The sequence below is a fragment of the Paenibacillus sp. FSL L8-0158 genome, assembly GCF_038592965.1.
Classification (GTDB): Bacteria; Bacillota; Bacilli; order Paenibacillales; family Paenibacillaceae; genus Paenibacillus; species Paenibacillus polymyxa_D.
This window is the reverse complement of record NZ_CP151949.1, coordinates 3,768,012-3,783,749: the sequence shown is the minus strand read 5'-3', so window position 1 is coordinate 3,783,749 and position 15,738 is coordinate 3,768,012. Positions and strand designations below refer to the sequence as shown.

The following is a 15,738-nucleotide window of genomic DNA, read 5'->3' as shown; positions in this document are numbered from 1 at the left end:
GGGGTGGCCTCCTGATGAAGCAATCTCGTCCAGCGCCGGATCTATGGCTTTTCGTTTGTATTGTAAGCTTATTAGCCATCGGCATGGTTATGGTATACAGTGCGGGCGCCGTCCTCGCTTTTCACGAGTACGGGGACTCCTACTATTTTGTTAAGCGACAATTACTGTTTGCGGGGCTCGGCCTAGTAGCGATGTACTTTACTGCCAGAACGGACTACCGGATCTGGCAGAAATATGCCAAGGTCGTGTTGTTGATCTGTCTAGCGCTGCTGGTTGCCGTATTAATTCCCGGCATTGGTGTAGTAAGAGGCGGGGCACGAAGCTGGCTCGGTATTAGCTCTTTTGGCATTCAGCCTTCCGAGTTTATGAAGCTGGGTATGATTCTTTTTCTCGCTCGTTGGCTCAGTCGTCCTGATTATGATATTAGCTCTTTTACGCGCGGCCTGTTGCCGCCGCTTGGACTCATGGGACTGGCTTTTGGGCTTATTATGCTCCAGCCCGATTTGGGTACAGGTACGGTAATGATGGGAGCGTCCATGCTCATCGTATTTACGGCAGGCGCGCGTATGAAGCATCTCGGTCTGCTGGCTCTGTCGGGAGCAGCGGGGTTTGCTGCACTGATTGCAGCTGCGCCTTATCGACTCCAGCGCATCACAGCTTTTCTGGACCCTTGGTCCGATCCGCTTGGCGCAGGCTATCAAATTATTCAATCGCTATATGCGATTGGTCCTGGCGGGCTGGCGGGCTTGGGACTCGGCATGAGTCGACAAAAATATAGCTACGTTCCTGAGCCGCAGACTGATTTTATTTTTTCCATTTTGGCGGAGGAGCTTGGCTTTATCGGTGGAATGACGGTGCTGGGGCTCTTTTTGGTTCTCGTGTGGAGAGGAATGCGTGTCGCTATAACCATTCCGGATACCTATGGTAGTTTGCTTGCGGTGGGTATTGTCGCAATGGTCGCCGTACAGGTCGTCATTAATATTGGTGTCGTTATCGGTTTAATGCCGGTGACAGGAATAACACTGCCCTTAATCAGCTATGGAGGTTCTTCTCTGACCTTAATGCTAACTGCTCTGGGCATTTTACTAAATTTATCACGTTATGCGAGGTGAACGTTTATGCGCGTCGTGTTGAGCGGCGGCGGCACCGGAGGGCATATTTATCCGGCGCTGGCCGTAGCCAGACAGTGCGAAGAAATTGATCCAGATGCTGAATTTTTATACATTGGCGGTCAACGAGGACTCGAAAGTAAGTTGGTTCCTCAGGAAAAAATTCCATTTGAGGCTATTGATATCACAGGATTTCGTCGCAGCTTGTCTGTGGAAAATATAAAAACGATCATGCGTTTTTTCAAAGGGGTTCGCAGATCCAAAGCATTATTAAAGAAATTTAAGCCAGATGTCGTTATTGGAACTGGGGGATATGTATGTGGCCCCGTCGTTTATGCAGCTTCCAAGTTGGGAATTCCCAGCATTATTCATGAGCAAAATGCAATTCCAGGGCTGACTAATACATTTCTGAGTCGCTATGTGGATACAGTGGCTGTTAGCTTTGAAGGCTCAGAAGGAGCTTTCCCCAAAGCTAAAAATGTACTGTACACCGGGAACCCGCGTGCTACAACAGTTCGTTTGGCTAACAGGGATCGGGGATTTGCTACGATTGGAGTTCCGATGGACAGCTCAGTCGTCCTTGTGGTCGGTGGCAGCAGGGGAGCGAAGGCCATTAATGACGCCATGATTGCGATGGCTCCGCAACTTTCGCAACTGAAAGACGTCCATTTTGTATATGTGACCGGTGAATCTTATTACGAGCAAACGCTGGATAGCATACGGAATCAGATCGGCTCATTGCCCAATCATCTACATGTGCTTCCCTATATTCACAATATGCCAGAGGTGCTGGCCTGTACTTCTTTAATTGTTAATCGCGCAGGTGCGTCCTTCTTGGCAGAGATTACATCGCTCGGCATTCCGTCCATTCTGATCCCATCACCTAATGTGACGAATAACCATCAGGAGGCTAATGCTCGTACGCTTGAAAAGGCAGGTGCATCCGTCATGATTGTAGAAAAGGAACTGAGTGGCCCGGCCCTGTTTCAATCTATAGCGGGAATTATGAAGGATAAGGCATGGCGGAGTCGCATGGCGCAGTCGGCGTCTGCGCTTGGCAAGCCTGACTCAGCGGATATTTTAGTAAAAGAAATGGAACGTCTTGCCCGTAAAAGGTAGTCTGCAGCGTAGAATTGGGCGGTTGTCACACACCGGATGGTATTTACATAGGATACCTTATAGATTGTGACCATCACTCAGGCTGCCGGTTGTCAGGTGAGAGCCTTATAACCATGCGGGCAAGCAACAAGGAGGTTTCAGTACAATGCAGCAATGGATGCCATTATTAGCGGAGCATGATATCGGAAAAGTGCTGGAGCATGAGCCGCTGTCCAAATATACGACATGGAAGATTGGAGGCCCTGCGGATGCACTTGTCATCCCGGATACCAAAGAGCAGCTGGCAAGAGTTTTGAAGCTGGCTAGCGAGCACGGAATTCCCTGGATGCAGTTGGGGCGGGGCTCCAACATGCTCGTCTCTGATAAAGGGATACGGGGACTTGTGATCAAGCTGGGGCCAGGATTTGATTATGTTCATTTTGAAGATGAACAGATCGTTGCTGGAGGAGGCGTTTCACTGGTCAAACTGTGCGTTATGGCCAGCAAGCAGGGCCTATCCGGTCTTGAATTTGCTGGTGGTATCCCAGGATCGGTCGGTGGGGCTGTCTACATGAACGCCGGTGCCCATGGGTCTGATGTGTCACAAATATTCCAGTCCGCTGAGATTGTGCTGGATACAGGGGAATTGGCTGTGTACGATGCCGAGAAGATGCATTTCAGCTATCGTCACTCCGTGTTGCATGAGCAACGTGGAATGGTGACAGAGGCAGTGTTTCGGATGAAGCGGGGCGACCGTGAGGAAATTTCAGCAGCGCTTGCGGCTTTTAAAGACCGTCGTCGGCTGACTCAGCCGCTACAGTTAGCTTGTGCAGGAAGCGTGTTCCGCAATCCTCCAGGCGACTATGCTGCCCGTCTTATTGAGAGCGCAGGTCTCAAGGGCTTGAAGGCGGGAGGCGCAGAGGTATCTGTACAGCATGCCAATTTCATTGTAAATACCGGTCAAGCGACAGCAGAGGACGTGCTTACCCTAATGAAGCATATTCAAAGTACAATATCATCTCAAACCGGCATCAAGCTAGTTCCGGAGGTTTTCGTAGTGGGTGAGCGGTAAACTCGGAGGTGATACATTGGACAAATTGGTGATTGAGGGAGGCCGTCCCCTGTCAGGCACCATACGTATCCATGGGGCAAAAAATGCGGCACTACCTATTCTTGCAGCGAGTTTACTTGCACAAGGTAAGGTAGAAATTCGGAATGTACCCCATCTTTTAGACATTAAGGTCATGCTGCACATCCTTGAAAGACTCGGCTGTACATGCCGACATGAAGAGGAAACGGTATACGTGGATACGTCGTCCGTCCGAACGTTCCAAATTCCGGAAGATTTGATGAAGCAAATGCGCTCATCTATCTTTCTGATGGGACCGCTGCTCGCCAGATATGGAGAAGTTTCCATTTACCAGCCCGGAGGCTGCGCCATAGGCGAGCGCAAAATTGATCTTCACCTAGAGGGCTTAAAAGCTCTTGGCGCAGAGATAGAGGAAAAAGACGAGCAAATTACGTTTCGAGCCCACAAGCTGATCGGCTCGGACATCCACATGGATTTCCCGAGTGTAGGTGCAACGGAAAATATTATGATGGCCGCTGCGTTGGCTGAAGGACGAACAACGATCACCAATGCAGCGAGGGAACCGGAGATCCAGGATCTACAAAACTTCTTGAATGCCATGGGAGCCCGCATTATCGGTGCTGGAACCGACACGATTACAATTACGGGGGTCAGTTGCCTCAATCCGTGTACGTATGAGGTCATTCCTGACCGCATAGTTGCTGGAACGGTTATGATCGCAGCTGCAGCTACACGAGGTAGTGTGTCGCTGACACACTGCAATCCATCCCACTTGTCTGCTCTGATTCATGTCCTCAGGCGGGCTGGTGTTCAAATCGGCATCTTGAATGATATAATGACCGTAAGTTGTATGAGCCGTCCCAAAGCAGTGGAGAGGATCGTTACCTCCCCTTACCCGTCTTTTCCGACGGATTTGCAATCTCAGGTCATGGTTCTGCTTTCTTTGGCGGACGGATTCAGTGTCATGAAAGAGACCGTCTTCGAAAGCCGATTCAAACATGTGGATGAACTAAATGTAATGGGTGCTGATATTACGGTTGATGCAAATGCTGCTTTTATAAGAGGAGTTTCACGTCTGTACGGGGCTACGGTAGAGGCTACTGATCTGCGGGCAGGGGCTGCGCTGGTCATTGCGGGTCTAGCGGCTCAAGGACGTACCATTGTCGAGCAGGTTCATCATATTGACAGAGGGTATGACCGGATCGAGCGTCTTTTCCAGGGACTGGGTGCCCGAATGAGTCGTCAGTCTCCGGTGCCGGAGCAACTGGATTTCGTAAATTAATGCCTGTAATGTCCCTCCGTTAACGGGGGGACAAAAGGCTTTTGTGGAGAGAAGCTATGCCAAATGCTCAAATACCTGTTCTTAAAAAGAACAGAACGAAAAAAAGAACAAGCCGGAAGATTGCTATTCTTCTCATTTTGTTGTTTATCGTATTGCTCGCTGTTCTCTTTTTCCGTTCTTCGTTGAGTCGGGTTTCTGAAATTCGTTTTGATGGTAATGTATTTTCGACCCGAGACCAGCTTCTTAACCGAAGCGGTCTGGCTGTTGGAGATCAGTATTTCGGAGTCAGTTCATCTGACATCTCTGAGAAGTTGCGGGAAATTCAATCGATACAGCAAGTCACAGTGGACAAGCAGTTTCCGGGTATTATTGCTATTCACATTAAAGAGTTTGCTACGGTCGCTTACGAGTTGCAGAGTGACGGGAGCCTTCGTGCTATTCTAGCGAATGGGACAAGCGTGGGCGTGGGGAGTAGCGGAATAGCCGTTGAGAAGCCTATTTTGACCAAATGGAAATCTGATGATCCGTACAAAGCGAAGCTGTGTGATGCTTTATCACGCATTCCGGGGGAATGGACTGCTGATATTTCGGAAATCATTCCTGCGCCGATTCCTTCTTTTCCGGACCGCATCAAAATGTACACACGTTCCCAGTTTGAGGTTATTACAACCGTTTCTCTACTGAATTCTAAAATCAGCTATTTGAATCAGGTGCTAGAAACAGAAGATCCAGGTTTGATCACAATGTTGGAGGCGGATTCCTACGTTCCGTTCAAACCAGATACGAGTGAAGAGAGCCAAGAAAAAGATACTACTCAGTGATGTGAAAAAATGCTAGAATTGATTTTATGGGTAATAGACTTGCCTCCTTCTTTTTTCTTCAAATTTTTATGTGACTGCAACCATAAATTGGCTTCTAAAAAATTTGTAGAAAAAAGAGGGAAAGCATGGAGTTTGTTGAATATGTACAGAGTGTGTTTAAAGAACGAAATTCATTTTGGAGTCAGGAGGTGCCACAGACTTGAGCAACAATGACATCATTGTTAGTTTGGACATCGGTACATCCAAAGTTCGGGCTATTATTGGGGAAATGAATAATGGAACCTTTAATATTATTGGAGTTGGATCTGCCGACTCGGAAGGGATTCGCAAAGGTGCAATTGTAGACATTGATCAAACCGTGCAATCAATCCGTAACGCCGTGGATCACGCAGAACGCATGGTTGGTATTCAAATAACAGAAGTGTATGTGGGGATTTCAGGCAATCATATTGGCCTGCAAAATAGTCATGGCGTAGTAGCCGTGTCCAACGAGGACCGTGAAATCGGTGAGGAGGACATTGAGCGTGTACTGAAGGCAGCTGAAGTTATTGCCGTACCACCGGAGAGAGAAATTATTGACGTGGTAGCCAAGCAGTATGTCGTAGATGGCCTTGAAGGCATTCAGGACCCTCGCGGTATGATCGGAGTTCGTCTCGAAGTAGAGGCTACGATTGTTACTGGAGGCAAGACCCCGATACATAATCTGTTGCGCTGCGTTGAGAAAGCTGGCTTGAGGATTAAAGATCTGGTCTTACTGCCTCTTGGAGCCGGACAATTGTCTCTTTCGAAGGATGAAAAGGTAATGGGTTCAGTTCTAGTGGATATTGGTGCAGGTTCTACGAATGTTGCCATTTTCCAGGAAGGAACGATTGTTGCCACATCAACACTTCCGATTGGTGGAGAGTTTGTAACCAATGATATTGCCTACGGACTGAGGACCCTTACCGATCAAGCCGAAAAAGTAAAGCTTAAATACGGCTGCGCATGGTATGATGATGCGGCAGTCGATGTCGTCTTTAAAGTGACACGTATCGGCAGTAATGTGGATAAGGAGTTCAACCAGCAGGATTTGGCTGCTATTATTGAGCCGAGAGTGCAGGAAATTTTTCAACTCATTCAGGCGGAAGTTAAGCGCTTGGGTTACACAGAGCTTCCGGGAGGTTATATACTTACCGGAGGCACCGTCTCCATGCCTGGTGTACTTCAGGTGGCACAAAGCGAACTGGCCGCTTCCGTAAGGATCGCCGTACCTGATTTTATCGGTGTAAGGGATCCGGGCTACACGAGCGGAGTTGGAATCTTGCATAATGCTATTCGTTACTATCGCGGAAGATCGACTAGCGTTAGCAACAGTGGCGGAAGTGCCAAGAAGCCGACTAACCGGACCAAAAGCAGTAGTCCCGTTGCGGAAGGCGAGCAAAAGCAGGGGTTGATTGAACGCTTAAAAAATATGTTCAGTGAATTTATATAACGTTCATTGCTAATTATGCCAATCATGGACGGGCCATCCATGCACATTGAGGGGGAGATGGAATAGTATGTTGGAATTTGATTTTGAAATGGAGAGCTTGGCTCAAATTAAAGTGATCGGCGTCGGAGGCGGCGGCAGCAATGCGGTTAACCGAATGATCGAAAATGGTGTTCAGGGTGTGGAGTTCATTACAGTTAATACAGATGCCCAGGCACTTCATTTAGCGAAGTCTGAGCATAAGCTTCAAATTGGCGATAAGCTGACCCGCGGTCTGGGTGCTGGCGCTAACCCAGATGTGGGTAAAAAAGCGGCTGAAGAGTCGCGTGAGCTCATTATGAATACGCTCAAAGGTGCGGATATGGTATTCGTAACGGCGGGAATGGGTGGCGGTACAGGAACCGGAGCGGCTCCTGTCATTGCTGAAATTGCCAAGGAATGCGGCGCGCTGACTGTAGGCGTGGTAACCCGACCCTTCACGTTTGAAGGGCGTAAGCGCTCCAATCAAGCTGAACTTGGTATTGAGGGATTAAAAGAAAAAGTAGACACTTTGATTGTAATCCCGAATGACCGCTTGCTTGAAATTGTGGACAAGAAAACCCCAATGTTGGAAGCATTCCGCGAAGCGGACAATGTTCTGCGTCAGGCGGTACAAGGTATTTCAGATTTGATCGCTGTACCGGGTCTAATCAACCTTGACTTTGCTGACGTTAAGACGATCATGACGGAGCGTGGCTCCGCTTTGATGGGGATTGGCGAAGCAACTGGTGAAAATCGTGCGGCTGAAGCAGCACGCAAGGCGATCATGAGCCCGTTGTTGGAGACATCCATTGAAGGTGCTCGCGGTGTGATTATGAACATCACTGGCGGCAACAACCTGTCTCTGTATGAGGTTAATGAGGCAGCTGAAATTGTAACATCGGCTTCCGATCCGGAAGTAAACATGATTTTTGGTGCTATCATTGACGAAGAGTTGAAAGAAGAGATCAAGGTTACCGTCATTGCCACTGGCTTTGAAGGCAAGCCAAGTCAACCGGCACCGGGACGTAAACCGGCAGCTAATCCGGCTACTTCCGAATCGGCGGAAAAAGGCTCTCCTAACTTGCGTCCATTTGGTAACACTCAAAGCAGTGATCAATTAGACATTCCTACATTTTTACGTAACCGTTCGCGCAATAATAATAACGATAACTAGTTTCAATTCAGACTGCCCGCATTCTCCCTGGAGATGCGGGCTTCTTTCTGTTTTCCGTATCCTCCTGCAGTTCAGGTGCTTCTCCTCTTTCCGACAAAATTAGTCGGTCACCGTCCCCACCGTTAGACAGACTTTGAACAGCATGACTACTATACTTAAGCCTATCCTGCAAATGCTGGGCGGGTGAAGCCTTGGTTGTTTATATCGACTTGATTTTTTTGGCCAATTTGTTCATTGATGCTGTGTTGCTGATGGTCACCGCCTGGATGAGAAAAATCCGTCCAGTGTGGTGGAGGTTGATGGCTTCAGCTGGAATCGGCGCAATGTACGTGGTCATGATGTTTGTGCCGGAACTGTCCTTTTTATTTACGTTCCTGATCAAACTGGCATTATCGGTCATTATGCTGCTGGTGGCTTTTGGATTTGGCAGCATGCAAAAGTATCTACGTACAATGGGTGCCTTTTACATGATCAATTTTGTAGCTGCAGGTGGCATTTTGGGGATGCATTATTTTCTCCAAAATACGGGGGAATTGTTTAATGGCATCTGGTACACCGCTTCAGGAGGAATGTCTTTTGAACTGAAAATTGCATTCTGGTTTATTTTATGCGCATTTGGCGGAGTGATGCTTTTCTTTCGTATTGTGCAGTCCTCAAAGCAGCGCACAGAAAGGATGAGTGGGTTTCTGGGACAAGTGCAGGTGTGGATTGGGCAGGATCATATTGAGTGTACAGGCTTGTTGGATACAGGTAACCAGCTCCATGATCCTTTGACCCGAACCCCGGTGATGGTCATGGAGGCGGCCTTGTGGGAGTCGTATTTGCCCGCTTCCTGGATCCAAAAATGTTCTGAGGGTAATGCTGACCAACTGGTGATGGAACTGGGAGACGAATCGTTTAGCTGGCAGGATCGTGTTCGTCTCGTCCCCTATCGTGGAATTAACCGCAGTCATTCCTTTATGCTGGCCCTTAAACCAGACCGGGTAGAGGTGGTGATGAATGGGGTTCATTTTGTACATCATCGAGTGTTGATTGGCTTGGACGGAGGAACATTGTCGGCAGAGGGGAAGTATCGCGCTATCATCCACCCGGATGTGACGACACAAGAAGAGGGCAGTGCTGATACCAACCAGAAACGAGATGCACATTTGAGTAAACATTTTACAGAATCAGGATGATGGAGCATAAACACAAAATGATGTTTGAAGGCGACAAGAAATATCCAATGATGAAATGGACGGCACAGATGGAATTGCACATTTTTAAAAGGGGGAGAATGATATGCGGGAACAGATGAAATTGAAGATGAAAATTAGGCTAGCGTTGCAATTGCAATATTATCGTATTTTATTTTTATTTGGGCTGAAAAGTGAAGAAATTTATTATATTGGCGGCAGCGAGGCGCTCCCCCCACCGCTGACGAGAGACGAAGAAGAATATTTGCTGGGAAAACTTTCTTCTGGAGATGCAGCAGTACGGTCGATGCTAATCGAAAGAAATTTACGGTTAGTCGTATATATTGCCCGTAAATTTGAGAATACGGGAATCAACATTGAGGATCTCGTATCCATCGGTGCTATTGGACTAATCAAAGCGGTTAACACTTTTGATCCGGAGAAGAAAATCAAACTTGCCACCTATGCGTCCCGATGCATTGAGAATGAGATTTTGATGTATTTGCGTCGCAATAGTAAAACAAGAACGGAAGTTTCTTTTGATGAGCCTCTGAATATTGATTGGGACGGTAACGAGTTGTTGCTTTCCGATGTGATGGGGACGGAAAATGATACCATTTACCGTAATATTGAAGAGCAGGTAGACCGTAAATTATTGCATAAGGCACTGGATAAGTTGACGGATCGAGAGCGTTTGATTATGGAGCTGCGCTTCGGCTTACAAGACGGAGAAGAGAAGACACAGAAGGATGTTGCTGACCTGTTGGGTATCTCGCAATCGTATATTTCGCGTCTGGAAAAACGAATAATAAAGCGCTTACGAAAAGAATTTAATAAAATGGTATAATGCATGGGTATATCCGGAAGCGATGGAAACGGCGAATAAAAAAATGCCCTCAGGAGATAATGTACATTAATGTTGCTCCTTGGGAGGTAAGACACGATGACCCGAAACAAAGTGGAAATTTGCGGTGTGGATACCGCCAAACTGCCGGTATTAACCAATGCAGAAATGCGCGAGTTGTTCACATCACTTCAGCAAAATAATGAACGATCAGCCAGAGAAAAATTGGTCAACGGCAATCTCCGACTCGTCCTGAGTGTAATTCAACGATTTAACAATCGGGGAGAGTTTGTGGACGATTTGTTTCAGGTAGGATGTATCGGCCTAATGAAGGCGATTGATAATTTTGACCTTTCGCAAAACGTAAAGTTCTCCACTTACGCGGTGCCGATGATTATCGGAGAGATCCGCCGTTATTTGCGGGATAACAATCCGATCCGTGTATCCCGTTCGTTACGGGATATTGCATATAAGGCGCTTCAGGTGCGGGACAGTCTGACGAATCTGAACTCGCGGGAACCAACGATTTTTGAAATTTCAGAGGCACTGAATGTGCCTAAAGAAGATGTTGTCTTCGCGTTGGATGCAATTCAGGATCCGGTTTCGCTGTTCGAGCCGATATATCACGACGGGGGCGACCCAATCTATGTGATGGATCAGATCAGTGATGACAGAAATAAAGACGTCTCATGGATTGAGGAAATCGCTCTGCGGGAAGCGATGCATCGCCTGGGCCAGCGTGAAAAGATGATATTGTCTATGCGTTTTTATGAAGGAAAGACGCAAATGGAGGTTGCCGACGAAATCGGTATCTCTCAAGCCCAGGTTTCAAGATTAGAGAAGTCGGCTATACAGCAAATGCAAAAACATGTAAAGTCCTAATGAAATGAATGCTTGAATGATTCAGCGATAAAAACGATCCTATCCGGATCGTTTTTGCGTTTACAGGACATTTTTTGGGCTCTTTCGCTCATATAGTGAAATAAAGGATGTGATGCGTGTGAGTGCACCGGAAACGTCAGTAAGAGCAATGAAAATTTCCGAGTTTCAAACTAAGGATGTCATTAACATTGTAGATGGGCGACGTCTGGGACAAATCAGTGATTTGGAGATTGACGTGCGGCAGGGGAAAATTGAAGCCATTGTGGTTCCAGGCAGTAGCCGTTTTATGGGTTGGTTTGGAGGGGGAAGCGAGTTGGTCATTCCGTGGCGCAATATTGTGAAAATTGGTTCGGATGTTGTGCTTGTACGTTTGGAAGGATTGCATGAGCCGCCGGGCGAAGGGGAAGAACAGTTGTATATCGAACGTCAGGAGCGGAGTGAACGGCGGGGCTTTTGAACAGTGGATCCACGTATTTTAGTGAGTTGTGAAGACACAGCGGCGGCTTTTTGGTACACTGGGCAGTAGAGGTGAGAATGAATGGAACCATTTGCAGTGAATACCGAGGCTACGGGGGCTATGCCAATGCAAGATGGCGGACGTCCCGTACCGGAGTTGTTATATATTCAATCTTGGGAACGACAGGTTCAGGGATTAACAGCGGGTTTTACAGGTCGTCATGGAGGTGTCAGTGAGGCGCCCTACGCTAGTCTGAACTGTGCGTTTCATGTAGGAGATGACCCCGAGAAAGTCATTCGTAACCGGCGGCTCATTGCTGAGCAACTTGGTTTTGCTGCTGAAGCATGGACGTGCGGTGAGCAGGTTCATGGTCATCATGTTGCTGTGGTCAAGGCTGCTGACCGCGGGCGGGGCTTTATAGATCGTGCATCCGCTTTTCAGGACACAGATGGACTGTTGACGAATGTACCTGGCATTTTGCTGACGTCTTTTTATGCAGACTGTGTACCCTTATATTTTTGTGATCCAGTGCGCCGTGTGATTGGGTTGGCGCATGCAGGCTGGAAGGGAACCGTTGCGGAAATCGCATTGAAAATGGTACAGACCATGCAAAACGAATATGGATCTCAGCCGTCTGATATACTAGCTGCTATTGGTCCTTCCATTGGTTCTGAATCCTATGAGGTGGATGAGCACGTGATGAACCAAATTCGGGTTTTGGAGCATGATTGCCCGGGTAATGATAAATGGGAAGGTTCTGTTTACTTCCCCTTAGCCGACGGTAAAACACTACTTGACTTGAAACAATGCAATCGACACATTATGATGAAAGCAGGAATATTGCCGAGCCATATCGAATGTACTACCTTATGCACGAGTAGCCGTAGCGATTTGTTTTTTTCATATCGCAAAGAAGGCGGCGTCACAGGAAGAATGGCGAGTTGGATTGGTCTGGAAGAGAGGTGAGTCCTCCCGTGTCTTTGGAGGAACGAATTAAAGAAGTGAATGCCCGTGTAGAAGCGGCATGTGCCCGAAGCGGACGTTCGCGTGATGAAGTAAATGTGATCGCTGTCACGAAATATGTTTCGGCGGCAACAATGACATCGGTATTGGATAGCGACTTAGAGCATGTGGGCGAAAATCGCTGGCAGGATGCTGCGGATAAATGGAGCAAGCTGGGTGACCGGGGAACGTGGCATTTTATTGGTCATCTCCAAACGAATAAGGTTAAAGATGTGATTGGAAAATTTAAATTTATACATTCGCTTGACCGCTTATCACTCGCTCAGGAATTGGATAAGAAGGCAGCTGCTCTGGGACTGCGAGTTAAAGCTTTTGTGCAAGTCAATATTTCTGGGGAAATGTCTAAATATGGCTTGTCCTCTGAGGCGGTTGTCCCCTTTTTGGAACAAATTCGCGAGCTGGAACATGTGGACGTGATTGGCTTGATGACGATGGCTCCTCATGAGGAAGACCCGGAAAAAACTCGGCCTGTATTTCGGGGATTGCGTGAATTACGGGATAGATTAAATGGACAAGCCTTGACCAGGGAACCCATCGTTCACTTGTCTATGGGGATGTCCAATGATTTTGAAGTGGCGGTTGAAGAAGGAGCGACCTGGTTGCGGCTTGGTTCCGTACTGGTCGGAAGAGAGGAGGATTTCCATTGGGCGTAATGAATAAGTTCATGAACTTTCTGGGGCTTCAGGAAGAAGAGGAAGTTATAGAGCGAGAGGTTATGAATACGCCGGAAGATCAAGAAATTGAAACCCCAAGCTTTGATAAACGTAAGAACCAGAAGGGCACTAATGTTGTCAGCATCCATTCACAGAAAAATGTGAAAGTTGTCCTGTATGAGCCGCGTTCTTATGATGAAGCACAGGAAATTGCCGACCATATCCGTTCCCATCGCACCGTCGTAGTCAATTTGCAACGAATTCGCAAGGATCAGGCGCTACGCATTATTGATTTTTTGAGTGGTACCGTGTATGCACTGGGTGGTGGTATTTCCAAGGTCGGGAATAATATTTTTCTGTGTACACCAGATACGGTTGAGATTCAAGGCTCTATTACGGAAATACTGGCTGACACTGAACAAGAACTTAACAGAATGAGGTGAACTTTTCTTGATTGAGGTAATTTACTGGCTATTTCAGATTTATTCGTACATGATCATTGCATATGTTCTGCTGTCATGGCTTCCTAATGCCAGAGAGAGTGTGATTGGTGATTTACTAGCCAAGTTTGTGGAACCGTATTTGTCTCCTTTTCGCAGGTTTATACCGCCAATCTTCGGGATGATTGATATTTCACCTATCGTTGCGCTGATTGCTCTGCGTTTTGCGTCGTACGGTTTGATTTCTTTAATTGGTAAGCTCGTCTAGGAGGAGTTATGCGAACTGAGATTTATGAGCATTTTCACCCGGATGAACGGGATTATGTGGATCGCGCTTCCGAATGGATCAGTCATGCGGGGGCTTATCATGAGCAGAAGCTGACTGATTTTTTGGACCCGCGCCAACAGTACATATTGGAGACACTTGCTTCGAAGGAAGACAAGGTCACGATTAGGGTAGATGGCGGATACATGGCTTCGGAACGAAAGCGGGCGCTGATTGCGCCCGATTATTCGTATTTGGACGGTGAGGAGATGGGAATTCAGGTCCTTTCCATCACATCTGACGATCATAAAATAGGTACCCTTGAGCACGGTGATTATCTAGGTGCCCTGCTGGGACTTGGAATCAAACGTGGGAAAATTGGAGATATTCATGTACTGGATGATGGGTGTCATGTATTGGTAGCTTCAGAGATCGGTGATTTTATGACGATGCATTTGCAGCAGGTACATCGTGTTCATGTATGGACAGAACTGTTGCCTGTAGCGAGTCTGCGAACGAAGGAAGTTGCATTAGATGCGCTAGATCTGACGGTCGCTTCTTTGCGCCTGGACGGTATTGCCAGCGACGTGTACAAGCTAAGCCGAAGTAAAATATTAACACCGATTCGGGCGGGGCGGTGCCGGGTAAATTGGAAGGTGGAGGAGAATCCATCCACTCCACTTAAAGCGGGGGACGTTATTTCCATGCAGGGTTTTGGGCGTTTCAAAGTGATTGAAACAGACGGGATGACAAAAAAGGGAAGATTCCGTGTCAAAATTGGTAAGTTTGTATAGCTGTAGGCAGGAATCACGAGCTTTCTGTCGAAAGAATTAAGCTATAGCGAAGAACTGGAACGATTTTGCTCTGTACAGTATTCACAAAACGGGGTATGATGACCGATAGATGATAGTGAGCGTCGTGACGCGGAAAATGTATTTTTTGTCAATCTTATAGGAGGTGGACGGCATGCCATTAACGCCATTGGATATACATAACAAGGAATTTGCCCGCCGGCTTCGCGGTTATGATGAGGATCAGGTTAATGAATTTTTGGATCAGGTGATCAAAGATTACGAGGGCGTTATTCGTGAAAATAAAGAACTGAGCACCGAGTTGTTAAACGTACAGGAGAAGCTCGATCATTTCGCGACGATTGAGGATACGCTGAGTAAGACGATTATCGTAGCGCAGGAAGCCGCAGATGAAGTTCGTAACAACGCCAAGAAAGAATCCCAACTGATCGTGAAGGAAGCGGAAAAAAATGCGGACCGTATTGTGAACGAAGCATTGTCCAAATCCCGCAAGATCGCGTTGGAGGTTGAAGAACTGAAGAAGCAGGCATCGATTTACCGAGCACGGTTTCGTACACTGGTGGAAGCACAGCTTGACTTGTTAAGCCAAGACGGCTGGGAAGCACTTGAAAACCGGGAACGAGAAGTACTGGAGCGCGAGCGTGAGATGAAAGAAATTTACTAATTTCATTTCTGACAAGCTTTTATTAGGCTTTGTTAGGGTTGACTTTTATCTTTAAACAGGCTATAACTGTAAATACTATACTGAATCCAATGATTATCCGTCTGTCGGCTGATGATTGTTATTCAAGGCAACGATGTTGCTGATTTCGATGAATTTAACATGTTTAATTCGTTGATGGGAACGAGTACGTCATGATTTGTCCCTCAGAGAGTTGGCCTTCCGGTGCAAGCCAACGTTCAGAACATGACCGAAGATCCTCCCGGAGAAGTGAGCTGAAGCGCTTAAGATTATGGCGTGTGTAAGCAATCACCGTTTGCCATGCGTTATAATGGCGCCCTGCTGTAGTTGAGTGGGGCTCAGAGAGCCGTGATGAGACTGTATTTTTAATGGTCTGTTTTTACGGAATCAGGGTGGTAACGCGAGCACAGTCTCGTCCCTTTACAGGGATGGGGCTTTTTTT

At 47.2% G+C, this 15,738-nt stretch carries 17 protein-coding genes and 1 other annotated feature; all 17 genes read left to right on the top strand.

The annotated features are described in order from the left end of the window. Positions 1-14: 14 nt before the first annotated feature. Complete coding sequence (spoVE, locus tag NSQ68_RS16650) at positions 15-1,112, top strand: stage V sporulation protein E (RefSeq protein WP_061828513.1); 1,098 nt, start codon at positions 15-17, stop codon at positions 1,110-1,112. A 6-nt stretch (positions 1,113-1,118) separates the two neighbouring features. Continuing rightward, positions 1,119-2,228: an undecaprenyldiphospho-muramoylpentapeptide beta-N-acetylglucosaminyltransferase gene (gene murG, locus NSQ68_RS16645; protein ID WP_307346883.1), complete on the top strand. Its 1,110-nt coding sequence runs from the start codon at positions 1,119-1,121 to the stop codon at positions 2,226-2,228. Between the two features lie 145 nt (positions 2,229-2,373). After that, positions 2,374-3,279: a UDP-N-acetylmuramate dehydrogenase gene (murB, locus tag NSQ68_RS16640; RefSeq protein ID WP_307346880.1), complete on the top strand. Its 906-nt coding sequence runs from the start codon at positions 2,374-2,376 to the stop codon at positions 3,277-3,279. Further along, entirely contained in the window at positions 3,269-4,579 is a 1,311-nt protein-coding gene (gene murA, locus NSQ68_RS16635; RefSeq protein WP_342426568.1) for a UDP-N-acetylglucosamine 1-carboxyvinyltransferase, read from the top strand. The genes murB and murA overlap by 11 nt, the downstream gene beginning before the upstream one ends. Positions 4,580-4,635: 56 nt before the next feature. Then, complete coding sequence (locus NSQ68_RS16630; protein WP_069010282.1) at positions 4,636-5,400, top strand: FtsQ-type POTRA domain-containing protein; 765 nt, start codon at positions 4,636-4,638, stop codon at positions 5,398-5,400. A gap of 199 nt (positions 5,401-5,599) precedes the next feature. After that, positions 5,600-6,871, top strand: a complete 1,272-nt coding sequence (ftsA, locus tag NSQ68_RS16625; protein ID WP_039272246.1) for a cell division protein FtsA — start codon at positions 5,600-5,602, stop codon at positions 6,869-6,871. A 67-nt stretch (positions 6,872-6,938) separates the two neighbouring features. After that, on the top strand, positions 6,939-8,063 hold the full coding sequence (ftsZ, locus tag NSQ68_RS16620) for a cell division protein FtsZ (protein WP_013311084.1): 1,125 nt from the start codon (positions 6,939-6,941) through the stop codon (positions 8,061-8,063). Positions 8,064-8,254: 191 nt separating this feature from the next. Further along, the gene (spoIIGA, locus tag NSQ68_RS16615; protein ID WP_342426567.1) at positions 8,255-9,241 is read left to right on the top strand and encodes a sigma-E processing peptidase SpoIIGA; all 987 of its coding nucleotides are present in this window, start codon (positions 8,255-8,257) and stop codon (positions 9,239-9,241) included. Positions 9,242-9,344: 103 nt separating this feature from the next. Further along, entirely contained in the window at positions 9,345-10,085 is a 741-nt protein-coding gene (gene sigE / locus NSQ68_RS16610) for an RNA polymerase sporulation sigma factor SigE (protein ID WP_013311082.1), read from the top strand. A 96-nt stretch (positions 10,086-10,181) separates the two neighbouring features. Continuing rightward, complete coding sequence (sigG, locus tag NSQ68_RS16605) at positions 10,182-10,964, top strand: RNA polymerase sporulation sigma factor SigG (RefSeq protein WP_007431182.1); 783 nt, start codon at positions 10,182-10,184, stop codon at positions 10,962-10,964. Positions 10,965-11,076: 112 nt separating this feature from the next. After that, positions 11,077-11,421 carry a YlmC/YmxH family sporulation protein gene (locus tag NSQ68_RS16600; RefSeq protein WP_274481999.1) on the top strand — a complete coding sequence of 115 codons (345 nt, stop codon included), beginning with the start codon at positions 11,077-11,079 and terminating at the stop codon, positions 11,419-11,421. Between the two features lie 81 nt (positions 11,422-11,502). Continuing rightward, positions 11,503-12,387: a peptidoglycan editing factor PgeF gene (pgeF, locus tag NSQ68_RS16595; RefSeq protein ID WP_342426566.1), complete on the top strand. Its 885-nt coding sequence runs from the start codon at positions 11,503-11,505 to the stop codon at positions 12,385-12,387. 8 nt (positions 12,388-12,395) lie between these two features. Continuing rightward, the gene (locus NSQ68_RS16590) at positions 12,396-13,097 is read left to right on the top strand and encodes a YggS family pyridoxal phosphate-dependent enzyme (RefSeq protein ID WP_029517744.1); all 702 of its coding nucleotides are present in this window, start codon (positions 12,396-12,398) and stop codon (positions 13,095-13,097) included. Beyond that, the gene (locus NSQ68_RS16585) at positions 13,088-13,540 is read left to right on the top strand and encodes a cell division protein SepF (RefSeq protein ID WP_013311078.1); all 453 of its coding nucleotides are present in this window, start codon (positions 13,088-13,090) and stop codon (positions 13,538-13,540) included. Before NSQ68_RS16590 ends, NSQ68_RS16585 begins: the two co-directional genes overlap by 10 nt. A gap of 7 nt (positions 13,541-13,547) precedes the next feature. Then, on the top strand, positions 13,548-13,805 hold the full coding sequence (locus NSQ68_RS16580) for a YggT family protein (protein ID WP_029517743.1): 258 nt from the start codon (positions 13,548-13,550) through the stop codon (positions 13,803-13,805). Between the two features lie 8 nt (positions 13,806-13,813). Continuing rightward, entirely contained in the window at positions 13,814-14,596 is a 783-nt protein-coding gene (locus tag NSQ68_RS16575; protein ID WP_342426565.1) for a YlmH/Sll1252 family protein, read from the top strand. 172 nt (positions 14,597-14,768) lie between these two features. After that, the gene (locus NSQ68_RS16570; RefSeq protein ID WP_023989434.1) at positions 14,769-15,278 is read left to right on the top strand and encodes a DivIVA domain-containing protein; all 510 of its coding nucleotides are present in this window, start codon (positions 14,769-14,771) and stop codon (positions 15,276-15,278) included. A 162-nt stretch (positions 15,279-15,440) separates the two neighbouring features. Beyond that, positions 15,441-15,719, top strand: a binding site (T-box leader). Positions 15,720-15,738 lie beyond the last annotated feature (19 nt).

Coding starts and splice junctions, on each gene's coding strand:
- spoVE (WP_061828513.1), top strand. CDS start 15: ATGAAGCAATCTCGTCCAGCGCCGGATCTATGGCTTTTCGTTTGTATT.
- murG (WP_307346883.1), top strand. CDS start 1,119: ATGCGCGTCGTGTTGAGCGGCGGCGGCACCGGAGGGCATATTTATCCG.
- murB (WP_307346880.1), top strand. CDS start 2,374: ATGCAGCAATGGATGCCATTATTAGCGGAGCATGATATCGGAAAAGTG.
- NSQ68_RS16630 (WP_069010282.1), top strand. CDS start 4,636: ATGCCAAATGCTCAAATACCTGTTCTTAAAAAGAACAGAACGAAAAAA.
- ftsZ (WP_013311084.1), top strand. CDS start 6,939: ATGTTGGAATTTGATTTTGAAATGGAGAGCTTGGCTCAAATTAAAGTG.
- sigE (WP_013311082.1), top strand. CDS start 9,345: ATGCGGGAACAGATGAAATTGAAGATGAAAATTAGGCTAGCGTTGCAA.
- sigG (WP_007431182.1), top strand. CDS start 10,182: ATGACCCGAAACAAAGTGGAAATTTGCGGTGTGGATACCGCCAAACTG.
- NSQ68_RS16600 (WP_274481999.1), top strand. CDS start 11,077: ATGCGTGTGAGTGCACCGGAAACGTCAGTAAGAGCAATGAAAATTTCC.
- pgeF (WP_342426566.1), top strand. CDS start 11,503: ATGGAACCATTTGCAGTGAATACCGAGGCTACGGGGGCTATGCCAATG.
- NSQ68_RS16575 (WP_342426565.1), top strand. CDS start 13,814: ATGCGAACTGAGATTTATGAGCATTTTCACCCGGATGAACGGGATTAT.
- NSQ68_RS16570 (WP_023989434.1), top strand. CDS start 14,769: ATGCCATTAACGCCATTGGATATACATAACAAGGAATTTGCCCGCCGG.